Origin of the sequence: Microcoleus sp. PH2017_34_RAT_O_A, assembly GCF_020737885.1 — a bacterium.
In the GTDB taxonomy this organism is placed as follows: Bacteria; Cyanobacteriota; Cyanobacteriia; order Cyanobacteriales; family Microcoleaceae; genus Microcoleus.
The window spans coordinates 43678-57067 of the sequence record NZ_JAEQDD010000031.1 but is presented as its reverse complement, the minus strand read 5'-3'; the positions used below and the strand labels follow the sequence as shown (position 1 = coordinate 57067).

Annotated in this window: 14 protein-coding genes and 1 pseudogene; 8 read left to right on the top strand and 7 right to left on the bottom strand. The window is 47.3% G+C overall.

Annotated features, from left to right (window positions below):
• Positions 1-56: 56 nt before the first annotated feature.
• Positions 57-203 carry a hypothetical protein gene (locus tag JGK11_RS12790; protein ID WP_293183669.1) on the top strand — a complete coding sequence of 49 codons (147 nt, stop codon included), beginning with the start codon at positions 57-59 and terminating at the stop codon, positions 201-203.
• 59 nt (positions 204-262) lie between these two features.
• Positions 263-475: an RNA-binding protein hfq gene (locus JGK11_RS12785; RefSeq protein WP_293183666.1), complete on the top strand. Its 213-nt coding sequence runs from the start codon at positions 263-265 to the stop codon at positions 473-475.
• A gap of 201 nt (positions 476-676) precedes the next feature.
• On the opposite strand, the gene JGK11_RS12780 is transcribed toward JGK11_RS12785, so the two are convergent.
• A complete protein-coding gene (locus JGK11_RS12780) occupies positions 677-826 on the bottom strand; it encodes a hypothetical protein (RefSeq protein ID WP_293206932.1) in 150 nt (49 codons plus the stop codon).
• A 2-nt stretch (positions 827-828) separates the two neighbouring features.
• Complete coding sequence (locus tag JGK11_RS12775; RefSeq protein ID WP_293183661.1) at positions 829-3144, bottom strand: cation:proton antiporter; 2316 nt, start codon at positions 3142-3144, stop codon at positions 829-831.
• A gap of 119 nt (positions 3145-3263) precedes the next feature.
• Between JGK11_RS12775 and JGK11_RS12770 the strand changes: the two genes are divergently transcribed.
• Positions 3264-4355, top strand: a complete 1092-nt coding sequence (locus tag JGK11_RS12770) for an acyltransferase (RefSeq protein WP_293183659.1) — start codon at positions 3264-3266, stop codon at positions 4353-4355.
• A gap of 336 nt (positions 4356-4691) precedes the next feature.
• Here the strand turns inward: JGK11_RS12770 and JGK11_RS12765 are convergent, their stop codons facing one another.
• Complete coding sequence (locus JGK11_RS12765) at positions 4692-5819, bottom strand: formylglycine-generating enzyme family protein (RefSeq protein ID WP_293191945.1); 1128 nt, start codon at positions 5817-5819, stop codon at positions 4692-4694.
• Positions 5820-6054: 235 nt separating this feature from the next.
• Between JGK11_RS12765 and JGK11_RS12760 the strand changes: the two genes are divergently transcribed.
• Positions 6055-6996: a M23 family metallopeptidase gene (locus tag JGK11_RS12760; protein ID WP_293211930.1), complete on the top strand. Its 942-nt coding sequence runs from the start codon at positions 6055-6057 to the stop codon at positions 6994-6996.
• A 212-nt stretch (positions 6997-7208) separates the two neighbouring features.
• Entirely contained in the window at positions 7209-7751 is a 543-nt protein-coding gene (locus JGK11_RS12755; protein WP_293185350.1) for a late competence development ComFB family protein, read from the top strand.
• A 342-nt stretch (positions 7752-8093) separates the two neighbouring features.
• On the opposite strand, the gene psb29 is transcribed toward JGK11_RS12755, so the two are convergent.
• On the bottom strand, positions 8094-8807 hold the full coding sequence (gene psb29 / locus JGK11_RS12750) for a photosystem II biogenesis protein Psp29 (protein ID WP_293185349.1): 714 nt from the start codon (positions 8805-8807) through the stop codon (positions 8094-8096).
• Between the two features lie 23 nt (positions 8808-8830).
• Between psb29 and JGK11_RS12745 the strand changes: the two genes are divergently transcribed.
• The gene (locus JGK11_RS12745; protein WP_293211927.1) at positions 8831-9034 is read left to right on the top strand and encodes a hypothetical protein; all 204 of its coding nucleotides are present in this window, start codon (positions 8831-8833) and stop codon (positions 9032-9034) included.
• A 113-nt stretch (positions 9035-9147) separates the two neighbouring features.
• Positions 9148-9798 carry a chromophore lyase CpcT/CpeT gene (locus JGK11_RS12740; protein WP_293185345.1) on the top strand — a complete coding sequence of 217 codons (651 nt, stop codon included), beginning with the start codon at positions 9148-9150 and terminating at the stop codon, positions 9796-9798.
• Between the two features lie 192 nt (positions 9799-9990).
• On the opposite strand, the gene JGK11_RS12735 is transcribed toward JGK11_RS12740, so the two are convergent.
• The 3 genes and pseudogenes from JGK11_RS12735 to hemF all read right to left on the bottom strand — a co-directional run bounded on the left by JGK11_RS12735 (position 9991) and on the right by hemF (position 11986).
• Complete coding sequence (locus tag JGK11_RS12735) at positions 9991-10353, bottom strand: STAS domain-containing protein (RefSeq protein ID WP_106149243.1); 363 nt, start codon at positions 10351-10353, stop codon at positions 9991-9993.
• A 111-nt stretch (positions 10354-10464) separates the two neighbouring features.
• Positions 10465-10596 (bottom strand): annotated as a pseudogene (locus JGK11_RS32880) (zinc ribbon domain-containing protein); the annotation flags it as partial.
• A gap of 346 nt (positions 10597-10942) precedes the next feature.
• Positions 10943-11986, bottom strand: coding sequence for an oxygen-dependent coproporphyrinogen oxidase (gene hemF, locus JGK11_RS12730; RefSeq protein ID WP_293185344.1), 1044 nt, complete (start codon positions 11984-11986; stop codon positions 10943-10945).
• Positions 11987-12175: 189 nt separating this feature from the next.
• Here hemF and JGK11_RS12725 point away from each other — a divergent pair, with 189 nt between their 5' ends.
• A complete protein-coding gene (locus JGK11_RS12725; protein ID WP_293145049.1) occupies positions 12176-13246 on the top strand; it encodes an Mrp/NBP35 family ATP-binding protein in 1071 nt (356 codons plus the stop codon).
• Positions 13247-13390: the final 144 nt, after the last annotated feature.

The window sequence follows — 13390 nt, the reverse complement described above, 5'->3', positions numbered from 1 at the left end:
AAAACAAACCTCTGTTGACAGTTGACAGTTGACAGTTGACAGTTGACAGTTAATAGTTGACCCAACGACTGCGTTTATCCGCTCGCGTAGCCGAAGGGCGATCGGGTAAAGCAGTTGACCCTTCGTCTACGCGAACCCGCAAGCAGTTGACAGTTGATAGCAAAAAAATGACTAATGCTGTTCGCGATCGGGGACAGCACTAATGACCGATGACTAATGACTAATGATTAATGACTAATAACCAATTTACCCATTTCCCAGTATGTCTGAATTTGAGACCGGATTGCCCAGCGTTCGCTTAATACAAAGCTACATCAAAGACAAAGAACAGTTAGAGATCAAACTGATGACTGGCGACTTGTTAGCCGGCAGAATTTTTTGGCAGGATCATAGCTGCATTTGCCTCCTCGATGCCTCAGAAACACAAATTCTGATCTCGCGATCGGCAATTGCTTATCTCAAACCCAACGCGTGAAGAAGAGGGGGAGAGGGGGAGAGGGGGAAAATCTTTCCTGTTCGCTCTTCCTTCCATCCGTTATATCGTTTCCGGGTGCATCGGAGTTATATAGTGCGAGCGTCTCGCTCGCGAACCAATCGCGAGCGAGACGCTCGCACTACATAATTGAAATATATTATTCCGATGCTACCGGATTTGATATTACATCCGTTACATCCCCTACAGGGCTTCCCTCTTCCGTCTTTCCTCTTCCGTCTTCCGTCTGACTAATAACGTTCGATCGCGCGGACAGCACCAATGCCCCATGCCCGATGCCCGATGCCCGATGCCCGATGCCCGATGCCCCATGCCCGATGCCCCATGCCCCATGACTAATCGCTAAATAGCTTTTCGCTAACTTGGGCGGTGACAAAAGGCAGCTTTAAGGCTGGTTGCGGCAGCGGAGGCGAGGCCGTCCGCTGCATCAAGCCGAGCTCGTAGAAGCCGCCGCACAGCAGCAAACGATCGCCCTCTTGCAAATCAGTAGTTCCATCCGGCCAGCGAGTAAACTTCCCTTCCCGGCGGATCGCCCGCACCTGCACCCCATACTGAGTGAGCAAATCTACCTCTGACAGTTTTTGGCCAACCCAAGGACTGTTGGCTGGTAACCTCAACCACTGACAAGAACTGTCGCCCTCGGGGACAGCAACTTCGCCCTTCGCCAGCAACTCAAAACTGATCAGTTCTTCCGGTTCACCAACGACCAAAAGTCGATCGCCCGACAGCAAAGCAGCCTTCCCGTTAGGATAATCAATTTCCTCGCCATCTTCGCGGACGATCGCCATCACACTGACCCCTGTCAACTGCCGCAAGTTAGTTTCTTCCAGAGTCATCCCACCAATGGGAGAGCCCTCCGGTAAGTTGTACCAATCGCCGTTGAGATCTCGAACCGCCACTTTCAAATCCCGCGAAACCGCCAAAGGTTCCCGCGCCGGCCGCAATTCCAGATAGCGGCTGCTGCGAATTTGCTGCACATCTCGCCCAATAGCCATTGCTGACAAACCCATACCAGCTAGCAAGTGGGCAGACAGTTCTAAACTAGCCTCAAACTCCGGCTGCACAACTTCCCAAGCCCCCAGTTGGTAAAGCAGTTCAATATCTTTATCTTTGTTGGCGCGCACCACAATATCCAAATCCGGGACTAATTCTAAAGCCCGCTTCAGACACAAGCGAGTGCTCATCGGATCGGGAAGAGTAATCGCCATTGCTTTGGCGCGTTCTACCCCGGCGGCTTCCAATACGTGCAAGCTGGCAGCATTCCCGTAAATGTAAGGAATTCCTGACACTCTGCACTCTTGAATTCTGCTTTCCGACTCGTCGATTACCACAATTGAACAGTTGCGGCTTTGCAGCACTTTGACTAAATTTCTGCCAACTCGCCCGTAGCCACAAACCACAACATGATTTTGTTCCGGCAAAGTTTCAGCTATTTCGACAGGTTGAGATGTTTGGTCAAAATAGCGCTGCAAAGGCCCGAAATTTTCCGCCCACTTGAATAACTGTGGCACGCTTCTCAATACAAACGGCGTCAGCACCAAGGTGACTGCTGTCGTTCCTAAAATTAATAGGTAAACGTTTCGCGAAACCAGTCCCATAGCTTGGCCAGAACTAGCGAGTACAAAGGAAAATTCTCCGATTTGAGCTAAGCCCAAACCTGCGATTAATGCTGTTTTTAGGGGATAGCCAAATAATCGGACGATCGGCGTTACAATCAAGAATTTGCCGACAAATACTAGAAATACCAGTCCCAAAATTAACTCTAGATGGTTCCAGAGAAACACCGGGTCGATTAACATTCCGATGGTAACAAAAAATAAGGATGCAAAAATATCTCGCAAAGGCTCGACATAAGTTAGAGTTTGGTCGGCATATTCCACCTCCGAAATCATTAAACCCGCCACAAATGCGCCCATCTCGATCGAGAAACCCAGATATTCTGTCAGCAGCGCAATCCCTAAAGCCAAAACCACAACTCCCAGCAAAAACAGTTCCCGGCTTTCTGTTCTCGCGAGGTAGCGCAGCAACTGCGGTACGATCCAAATGCCCGCTACTACTGCACCCGCAGCAAATAATCCGATCCGCACCAGGGCCCAGACTATTGTCATGCCGATCGCCTCTGCGGGCTGATTGAGGGCCGGCAAAACTGCCAGCATTAGCCCCAAAGCCAAATCTTGAACTACCAAGATTCCCAGCATGACTTGTCCGTGGGAAGTACCGCCTTCATTGCGTTCCATCAAGCATTTGAGTACAACCGCCGTCGAGGAAAGCGACAGGATCGCCCCTAAAAACACCCCTTGGGCAGGGGATTCTACCCAGCCTACACCCAAGGAAATTGCAGTAGTAATGGCGATCGTCAGCACAATTTGCAAGCCTCCCCCGCCCAGACTAATTGCTTTAACTCGATTTAGTTCGGCGAATGAAAACTCTACTCCCAAAGCAAACAACAGAAAAGCCACACCAAATTCTGCCAGGGTGTCTACCTGAACTAATTCTTTAATCAGCCCCAAACCGGCCGGCCCAACTACGATCCCTCCCAGGAGGTATCCGAGAATTACCGGCTGTCGCAACAACGATGCAAAGAGTCCTCCTGCTGCGGCAGCAGCGAGAACTAGAACTAAGTCAACAATCAGTCGGAAGTCTTCTTGCACAACTTTATGAAAAAAGTGTAAAGTTATATTATAGTGTTTAATGTGTTGACTATGTTGGGGGGCGTTGACTATAGTTGAGTAGCAAGCCCAACTGCCACTCTTGAACAAGGTATTTTCTAATGACAAAGAGTTCAAATCCTCACAAAAAGCTTAATCTCTTGCAAGTTTATCGAGGGATTGGGGCTTTATTGGTGGTAATGTTTCACGTCAACCAGATGAGCACGGAAAGATTAAATCAAGTTACTTTTTTTAATTTATTTCAGGCTGGGTGGAGTGGTGTTGATTACTTTTTTGTATTGAGCGGTTTTATCATGGTCTACGTTCACCGATCGGCGATCGGTAAAAAAGACCAGTTAAAATCATTTTTAGTCAAGCGCTGCGTGCGAATTTACCCAATCTACTGGATAATTACTCTGACAGTTGTGTTTTTCTTTCTACTGATTCCAGGTTTTGCTAATGCTCAAGACTTAAGTTTGGACAAGATAATTCTGTCGCTGCTATTGATTCCTCAATATGGCAAGCCAATTCTCGATGTAGGTTGGACTTTAGTTTACGAAATTTATTTTTATGTATTGTTCAGCATAGCTATCTGGCTAAAACCTAAACAGTCTGTGCCTCTGCTGTCGGCTTGGCTATTTGTCACATTTCTACATTTTTCTAAAGTAGTAACATTTCCCGATGCTTTTTTCTTGCTGAATCTAGTATTTGGCAATATGAATCTAGAATTTGTTTTGGGTGGCTTGGCTGCGTATATCGTGCTTAAATATAACAATAAGATTACTAATTACAGATGGATATTATTTGGGATAGCAAATTTAGGATATGTTATTTTAGGACTGTTTGTGGCTTGGGGCAACATTGAGTTCGATCGGATCAAGACTTTTGCAGTGCTGGCAGCTATATTAATCGTTGCTGCAACTTCGATCGACCTTAAGGATTCTCCGAGACTTCCTTATCTTTTAATTTTCCTGGGCGATGCCTCATATTCAATATTTCTGCTCCACAGCCCGGTGATATCAGCAACTACAAAAATTGTGCAAAAGGCAAATTTAGGAAAATATTTCGACGGTTTCTTTGCTCCGGCTATGGTGGCATTGTTTGCTGTAGTTGTCGGCTGCATATTCTACTCTTTCATCGAAAAACCATTGACAGTTTATCTGCGGAAAAATATTGTTGAAAAAATGTTTCTTCCGAAGGCGCAAGCCAGCTAATTGTAGGGTGCGGATCTGGGAGATGTGCGGTGCGATCGAGCTTAACTTGCGATCGATTTACCGCAATACGTCAGCAGGGGGGGATTTTGAGGTGTAGGGTGCGTCGCAATCCAGAATCTCGGTAAAAAATCGAAAAATCTAAAAGCGACGCACCACAGGGTTTAATTAGTTCGATCGCACTTTATTTTCCATGGTGCGTCGCTGTGAGATTGTCGATCGAATTTGCATATTTTAGAAGAATCCGCACCCTACAATTGGATGGTGCGTCGCTGTGACATTTTCGCTGGAATTTGCATATTTTAGAAGGCGACGCACCCTACTATTGTGTGGAATCATTCACACAAGGTCAATAACAACGCGAAAACCAATGTCATTCCTCCGGCTGTCGCGCGAGAGAGAGTAACGATACAAACTAGAGCACTTGGAGCTATCACTATCCCAAGAGCCTCCACGCAACATCCGTTGATTCTCCGATCCACCTATTTCCCAGGAACTTCCGTCAGAGGGGGCCCCGTTATAGTTAGAGTGGTAGCAATCACTGCACCATTCCCAAACATTTCCGTGCATATCGTAGAGTCCAAAACTATTCGGATAAAATTTCCCATTATTAGTTGTTTGATTACTGCGATGTATAAAAGCATAGTCAGTATCTAGACCCTCGAAAGCAGGAAAACTTGACGTATAAGGCACATCAAAGCTAGTATTAACCAAATCCGTTGTAATTGTCGAACCAAAATAGAAGTCTGTGTTCGTTCCAGCGCGACAAGCATATTCCCATTCTGCTTCTGAAGGTAAACGATAACTATTGCCTGTTTTTTGAGTAAGCCGATCGCAAAATTCGATAGCTTCATCCCATGATACTTGTTCGACAGGTCGTTTAGCTCCTTTAAAATGAGAGGGATTACTTTTCATTACCCTTTCCCACTGTGCTTGATTAACTGTATATTCCGCCATAAAGACAGGTTGAATCGTTACTTGATGCGACGGCTTTTGCTCACTTCCAAGATGTGACGCACCCATCTCGAATTTGCCACCAGGAATATAAACCATCTGAAGTGCAAGTTTGTCACCTAAGTCTTCATTAAAAACTTGAGCCGACTTAACACAACGACTATTTTCGTTGCCGCTGTAGTGGTCTACCGTGATGACATCAAAATTAAAGGTATAAAAAAAATTATTTAATTGCCATTTTATCTTTGATTCATCTCGATCTTTTAGCAAATTGTAAACCGCAAATTTTACTTGTAGCGATTTATCATTCAGTCCTTGAAGAAGCAAGTCTAAGCCAGCTTCTCCATATTGGAGCGCCTCAGATAGTGCAGCGATTCTGACTTCGACAGCGGGTGAGGCTAAGCGGCTTTTAACGCCTGTAATTCCTCCCAGTACCGCCGCATCGACAGGAGTTGAATTTTGACCGCCAAGGACGGCATCATATTCTCCAGGTTGATTTTGCTCATTTGGCATGGCATTTTGACCTCTGTATGATTAACCACTGTGGCATTTACTTAATAGCTATGTCAAATATTCAAAACTTACCAACGCTACAAATAAGACAAATAGTGCGTTACGCTCCGCTAACTCACGCTACATTCGCGTACTTTGCGTAAGTCTTAATAGTCCTTTACCTTTTTGAGTCAAAGCGTGCTAAATTTAGCTACTTTGTGTAACATTAGCTAGACAAAGGTTAAGGATATCGGTAATGACAGCAACTGCGAATCGAGCTAACTGGGGACAAAGTGCCAAAATAGTTGCGAGTGCTATTTGGGAGTGTAGGCTATTGAAGGCAAACATAAACAGGGCGATTTTGACTGGCCCAATTGTTGCCAGCATTCTCAGTCTGGTATCGCCGGTGCAAGCTTTGCAGGTGCAGGTGACGCCGCCAAATCCCGAACTGGGTGATACGCTGTCGGTAATTATTCAGGTTGACGGTAACGGCGGGGAAACTCCAAAAGTGTCTTTACAGCAGAAAAATTACCCTGCTTTTCCGATCGGCAATAATCGCTTTCGGGCCCTGCTACCGACGACACCACTGGAGAAACCCGGTGCGCGCGTTGTTCAAGTCTCCGGTGACGGACAAGTGCAGAAGTTGAATGTGCAAGTGCGCGATCGAGATTTTCCCACTCAATCCATCTGGCTGCCACCTGGGAAAGACTCCGAAGGTACCGATGCCGAATTCGATCGCGTGGACGCGTTTAAAGCACTGGTGACACCCCAAAAATTTTGGGATGGCAAATTGTTGCGCCCCAACTCCGGCGAAATTACCACTATTTACGGCGTGCGTCGGTACTATAATGGGGTATTTGCTAAGGACTACTACCACCGCGGCGTCGATTACGCGGGCCCTTACGGTTCCCCTGTAGTTGCACCGGCTGCCGGTCGCGTGTCTCTGGTGGGACGCGAATCGCAAGGGTTTAAAATCCACGGTAATGTAGTTGGTATCGACCACGGTCAAGGGGTAGCAAGTATTTTGATGCACCTCAGCCGGATTGATGTCAAGGAAGGCGATTTCGTGAAAGCGGGTCAAGTAATTGGTGCTTTGGGGTCAACGGGGGCTTCGACAGGCCCTCACCTGCACTGGGGACTTTACGTGCACGGGCAGTCTGTCGATCCGGTACCTTGGCGGCTTCAGGGAGTTGAGTAGGACTTTTTACCGATTTTGACGAATTTAAAAGTCAATTATGGGGTAAGTTTGTGGCTGGGGTGTGTAGACAACTGTTCTGGGTTATCACTATTGGGTTATGATTTGTACAAAAATTCTCAACTCAAGCCTCAAAACTCGAATCTCAAGACGCCAGCAATTGCGTCTTTACAAAACAAAACTGTATTAATGATGCCGTTGAGCGGGAAGCATATATGAGTATTGAAAAAATTGTTGAACAGGCTTTGCAAGACGGCTATTTAACGCCGTCTATGGAAGCTGAGGTGGGACGAATCTGCAATACGGCTTCTGAATTGTCGATCGAAGAGTACATGGCTCTCGATCGCCTGATGGGAGCTTTGTTGACCGGAGAAGTGGTGGTTCTGCCGCGCAAACAGTTCATCAATGTGATGGAAGAGTTGGTGCTTAGCGAGGCGATCGCCAGGGTGGCAGAAATTGAGGCGGCGAGCAGCGAGCAGAGTCTGGATGTGGGAGATATTGCGGCTTATGCTTTAAATAGGCTGCCCCCTCTGTACGCTACGACGGAAGAGGGAGCTCACTTTCAAAGGGCTAGGGCTAAAGAGCAGCTTCACGATTTGATTTCCAAAGAAGTCAACGCAGCGATCGACCGCAACTTGGTCAGACCTGAACCCGTAAACCCCACAGCTTTGGGTAAGCCGTCTTCTGGAACCGAAGTTCTGTCAAATCTCAGCAATTGGCTGCAAGCTAATGCCGTTAATTTTGAGCCGCAGCCGTAGTACCACGTCCAACAGCTCTATTTTGGTTAAGTCGATCCCGCTCAATTCAAAAAGCGGGATTTTTAGTTTTTGAGCCAGAAACAGTTGACAGTTGACAGTTGACAGTTGACAGTTGACAGTTGACAGCAGAAGGAAGGGGGATGTGGGATTGGAGTAATGAATCGTCTGATTTTAATTTCTCCCGATCGGGATTCCGGCTTTAAACCAATTCTTTTTGGTCACAAGACATCCGTCACAATTGAAAAAAAAATTAAAGGAATTGTTTGTTTGCCACCTAAAACAAACAATTCCCTTTTCCTTCTGACTAATGACTAATGACTAATGACTAATGACTTCAAACAATTAATTATTGCTCTCAGAAGAGTCTGCGGAGGGGCCGGCAGTAACTTTTGTTTCTCGTTTTTCACGTTTTTTCCGTTCAGCTTGGATGACATCTTGAAGCACTATTCGCGCTTGGGCCATTTTTTCCAAATTGCTGCGGTACAAATCTAAATCTTTGCTAACTTTGTCTTCAGGTAAATGCAAAGCTGCACTGATTTTGCCGATCGCCTCGTTGCGAGTTTCTTGGTTTTTTACCATTTCGGGGTCAGCTTTTTCTAACAGCGAGAACAAACCGATCGCAAATAAGCGACTGTACTTAAATTGAGCGTTGCTGGCGATCGCCCCTAAGGACGCTTGCAAATCTCCTGTATCTTCAAAGCTGGTGGAGCGATCGAGCCACGAGAGCAACTCAGACCCTCCAAGGCGATCGGCCAAGCTTTCCAATCTGTGAGCGTCTTGCTTGTAGCGATCGGGATCGTCTTCTAGGGCTTTGCACAAAGCGTTAAAAATCGAAAGTCTGTCTGCTTCTGGGGCGTACCCGAGCATGAATCGATCGAAAGCTGTCACCACGCCCAAAGCATAAATCGGGTCGTATTGAAAATCGACATTCGCCGAAAGCAAGTGCATTTCTACCATCAACTCTTCCACCACTCGACGGTAAATTGAGTTAATCGGTCGAGTGTGAATCGTATAGAAACTTCGCTTAGTATCTGAAACAGTACGGTTCTTGTTCACCTGAGTTTTATAGATAAATAATTGTGCCGCCACAAGTGGACCAGCGCGGCATGAGTAAAGTCGGGGGAGTAAATTGGCGATCGGGCTGGCAAAATTTGCCAGTTTTTTTAACTGTGCAGCCGAGACTGCGAGGCAAAATTTTATCAAGAAGATTTTGCGGGCGATCGGCAGCAACAATTAATCTGTCGCAATACGATGGCAAAAGCCAAGTATCTTTACAATCATAGCTCTTCTGGGATCGCTGATAAATCCCATCTTCTGACTTGCCCGGCCCTCTTCGGGCAACCCTTACCACAATCAAATTTTATTGTCAAGCCCAATCCTCAAAAATCGAACGAACATGACAATTTCTCCTGAATTAAGAGCTTTAGCCCAATACATGGCGGGCGAATTTGACAACCGAGAACAAGCGCTAGCAGATCCGGCGTGGTACGTCCACCTGCGTTTTTGGCAAAGACCCCTGCCCGTGCCTCTCTTGGACGAACCGAGTATTGCCCTGTTTGCCGAACAAGCCAATATTCTAGAATTAGACAAGCCCTACCGTCCCCGCATCGTGCAACTGAGGCACGTGAAGACAGCGCCGGAACTTATAGAAGCTCAGTATTATATGTTCAAGGATATCGCAGCCGTCAAAGGAGCCGGTCGCAACCCCGACTTACTGGCAAAACTCAAGGGCGAGCAAGTCGAACTTCTTCCCGGCTGCACCCTCTCGGTTGCGGTGCAAAATTTAGGCTCAAACCGCTATCGATTTCGGGCATCTCTGCCGGAGGGAACTCGTTGCTGCTTTACCTACGATGGGCAAACTTACCAAGTAGACTTGGGATTTGAAGCCGCAGACGAGGAATTTCTCAGCTACGACAAAGGAATAAACCCCACGACAGGTAAGGCTATCTGGGGAGCTTTAATGGGCCCTTTTAGATTTGTCAAGCGTCAGGATTTTGCTTCTGAAATATTTGCCAATACGCTTGGAATCGGATCGGACGGCGGTTGAAACCGCGTCTACAGAAACAAAGTCCGCCTCCGCGGACTAAAGAAGAAGATCGCGTAATTTTCACCGCCCGGTCTTTAACCTGCACCAGACACGTGCAAGTTTGTGTAGACGCGATTTCAATCGCCCGGTCTTCTTCAACCTGCGGAGGCACGTGCAAGTTTGTGTAGAAGCGGTTTCAACCGCCCGGTTTTCTTAACTTGCGCGCGGCACCCCCTCTAGAGCTTCTTCTTCTGTTTCAAATATTTCAAAGACAGAATCCATCATGGTCACTTCAAACACCAGTTTGGCTTCTGGATGAACATTGCAAATGCGGAAACTGCCCTTAACTTTATCCGCATCGCGCATACCGGCTACCAACGAGGTCAGGCCAGAACTATCGATAAAGTTTACCTGACCAAGATTCACGACGACATGACGGCTGAGTTTGGAAATACACTCTTGCAACTTGAGGCGGAATTGCCAAGCTGTCGTGATGTCCAACCGTCCTGTCGGTGCTAAGACGATAACTGTTGTACCGTCAGATAGCGTGTGGGTTTTTTGATCAATATGAATCACTGACCCTTCCCTCAAATTTATTACTATTTATCGCGGTGGTTACTTTCTGCTATACAAATACTAGACAAGTCTAGACATTTGCTTCTTACTTCACAGGGAGCATGGGAGCGGTTATCCCTCAGTAAGCTTTCGCGCTTTAGCCAAGCGTGATAAATTAATCGCTGCCTTCAAGTCTCTGTCCATCGAATTACCACAACTTTCGCAGTTGAAGGTTCTTTCTTTCAGTGGCATATCTTGGATATGCCCACAGCTTGACTATTGTTTTGCAAGGGCGGAAACCAGCGGTCAGCAATGATTATTTCACAACCAAACTTTTTCGCCTTATATTCTAGGTGACGCTTGAATTCAGAGAATCCACAGTCAGCTATTGCCTGCGCTAGTTTGTGATTTTTTGGCATCCGATCAACATTTAAATCTTCTACTTATAGTTGCGTGGTTTTTGCATAAGTAAGTAGTGACTTGATACTGAAAGTCCAAGCTTTTTCGCAAATCGCGCAGGGTTTGAACATGGCACACTATGAGTGTTTGTGTAAAAGTTTACCATTCTGTCTACTTAATTGCTAGCTAAGGACTTTCTCAGTAGTTTAACTCACGTCGGTGACTGCTGAGGCATCCAATTCGCCCAATCTTGCGGTTTTAAGAACTTTGAGTAGAGTTCGGCTTCTGGAGAGTTGGGTTCTGGCTCGAAACAATACTCCCAGCGTACCAGAGGTGGCAGGGACATCAGAATCGATTCGGTGCGTCCGTTGGTCTGTAAGCCAAAGGTCGTGCCCCGATCGTACACTAAGTTAAATTCAACGTAACGGCCGCGGCGGTAAAGTTGGAAATCGCGCTCGCGCTCGCCGTATGCTTTCGATCGATGTTTTTCAACAATTGGGGTGTAAGCCGGCAAAAATGCGCGGCCGCAGTCCTGTATGAAGGCGAACAGCGACTCCCAGCTTCTAGGCTCCGGGTTTCCGACATTTTTGCTGTACTCAGCAGCTTTCCCTTTGACATTTTGGTCGCGGTAAAGCGGGCCTTGAGCGTTTTGGTAGTCAAAAAACAGGCCGCCGATACCGCGAGTTTCTTGGCGGTGGGGCAGGTAAAAATATTCGTCGCACCAGAGTTTAAATGTCTGGTAATAGTCCGAGTGGTGTTTGTCGCAAGCTGATTTCAGAGTTTTGTGAAAATGAGCTGCATCCTCATCCAACAGGTAATAAGGAGTCAAATCGACACCACCACCAAACCACCAAATCGGGCCCGCTTCAAAATAACGGTAATTCAGGTGAACCGTAGGCAAGTAGGGATTGCGGGGGTGCAGCACCATCGAAGTACCAGTGGCGTAGAAATCGTGACCGGCAGCTTCTGGGTGCTTGGTCAGAATCAAAGCAGGCAAACTTTCGCCCCAAACTTGGGAAAAATTAACTCCGCCTTGTTCAAACACATTGCCTTCGCGCATAACGCGAGAACGTCCGCCCCCGCCTTCGGAGCGTTCCCAAGAGTCCTCTTTAAATTTGCCGCCGCCATCGACCTGTTCGAGGGCTTGACAAATTTCGTCTTGTAGGCTTTTCATAAATTGGCTGACTCTAGCTCTAGAGTCAGCGGGCGGCAAAAACGGAGAAGTCGTGGTTTTAAGTGTTGTAGAAACTGTCATAAAATTTTCTGTTGTCAGATTTGAATCTTAGATGGTGATGATTGCCAAATCCAGTCGCCATGTAATTATGCCACCGCAGGTCTGCAAATGATCGCTATGAAGTTACATTAAAAAATAGCAATAAAAATATACTTAAACTTGCGATCGAACATTCACTGACACAATTGCAGAGCTATGGTGGAGAACACAATGCCCAGTACACTCGATATTAGTTCAGTCTTAGAAATCCTGCGACCTGTGCAAGACCCCGAACTGCAAAAAAGTTTGGTGGAATTGAACATGATTCGTAACATCAAAATTGACGGCGGAGTCGTCAGTTTTACTTTAGTGCTGACAACGCCTGCTTGCCCGCTGCGAGAATTTATTGTCGAAGATTGCCAAAAAGCGGTCAAACAGTTGCCAGGAGTCGAAAAAGTGGCTGTGGAGGTGACAGCCGAGACTCCCCAGCAGAAGGGAGTGGTCGATCGCCAAGGCATAGAAGGCGTTAAAAATATTATCGCAATTTCCAGCGGCAAAGGGGGCGTCGGCAAAAGCACGGTGGCGGTGAATGTGGCAGTAGCCCTGGCGCAAACCGGCGCAAAGGTGGGTTTGCTGGATGCCGATATCTATGGGCCCAACGACCCAAATATGTTGGGTTTGGGGGACGCGAAAGTAATGGTTAGGGATGGAAAAAGCGGAGAAAGCCTCGAACCCGCATTCAACTACGGCGTCAAATTAGTGTCGATGGCGTTTTTAATTGAGAAAGACCAGCCTGTAATTTGGCGCGGCCCGATGTTGAACGGAATCATCCGACAGTTCCTCTACCAGGTGAATTGGGGCGATTTAGATTATCTGATTGTCGATATGCCTCCGGGTACTGGAGACGCGCAGTTGACAATGGCCCAAGCGGTGCCGATGGCTGGTGTGGTGATTGTGACGACGCCGCAGACGGTGGCTTTGTTGGACTCCCGCAAGGGGTTGAAGATGTTCCAACAGTTGGGAGTGTCGGTGTTGGGAATTGTGGAAAATATGAGTTATTTTGTGCCGCCGGATATGCCTGACAAGCAATACGATATTTTCGGTTCCGGCGGCGGCGAAAGGACGGCGGCAGAGTTGGGAGTGCCGCTGTTAGGCCGCATTCCGCTGGAAATTCCGCTGCGGGAAGGTGGCGATTCCGGTGTGCCAATTGTCGTGGGACAACCGGGTTCTGCTTCGGCGAGGGAGTTGCGGGCGATCGCGGGTCGCATTGCTGGTAAAGTTTCTGTAGCAGCCCTAGCCTAATAGACATCTCATCCAAAAGTTCGTCAAGGGCAGGCTCTCCGGCCTGCCCCACAACAGTTTTTGGGAGAAGTCTCACAAACTTTCGTTTCCCAGCTTTGTCTCCTGTTGGCGAAGGTTTGCCTAATTCCCGAGCTCTGCTTGGGA

Bases quoted from the DNA above. Each gene is read 5' to 3' on its own strand.
- JGK11_RS12770 (WP_293183659.1), top strand. From the start codon at position 3,264: ATGACAAAGAGTTCAAATCCTCACAAAAAGCTTAATCTCTTGCAAGTT.
- JGK11_RS12780 (WP_293206932.1), bottom strand. From the start codon at position 826: ATGGGGCATGGGGCATCGGGCATGGGGCATCGGGCATCGGGCATCGGG.
- JGK11_RS12785 (WP_293183666.1), top strand. From the start codon at position 263: ATGTCTGAATTTGAGACCGGATTGCCCAGCGTTCGCTTAATACAAAGC.
- hemF (WP_293185344.1), bottom strand. From the start codon at position 11,986: ATGACAGTTTCTACAACACTTAAAACCACGACTTCTCCGTTTTTGCCG.
- JGK11_RS12740 (WP_293185345.1), top strand. From the start codon at position 9,148: ATGACAATTTCTCCTGAATTAAGAGCTTTAGCCCAATACATGGCGGGC.
- JGK11_RS12765 (WP_293191945.1), bottom strand. From the start codon at position 5,819: ATGCCAAATGAGCAAAATCAACCTGGAGAATATGATGCCGTCCTTGGC.
- JGK11_RS12725 (WP_293145049.1), top strand. From the start codon at position 12,176: ATGCCCAGTACACTCGATATTAGTTCAGTCTTAGAAATCCTGCGACCT.
- JGK11_RS12755 (WP_293185350.1), top strand. From the start codon at position 7,209: ATGAGTATTGAAAAAATTGTTGAACAGGCTTTGCAAGACGGCTATTTA.
- JGK11_RS12760 (WP_293211930.1), top strand. From the start codon at position 6,055: ATGACAGCAACTGCGAATCGAGCTAACTGGGGACAAAGTGCCAAAATA.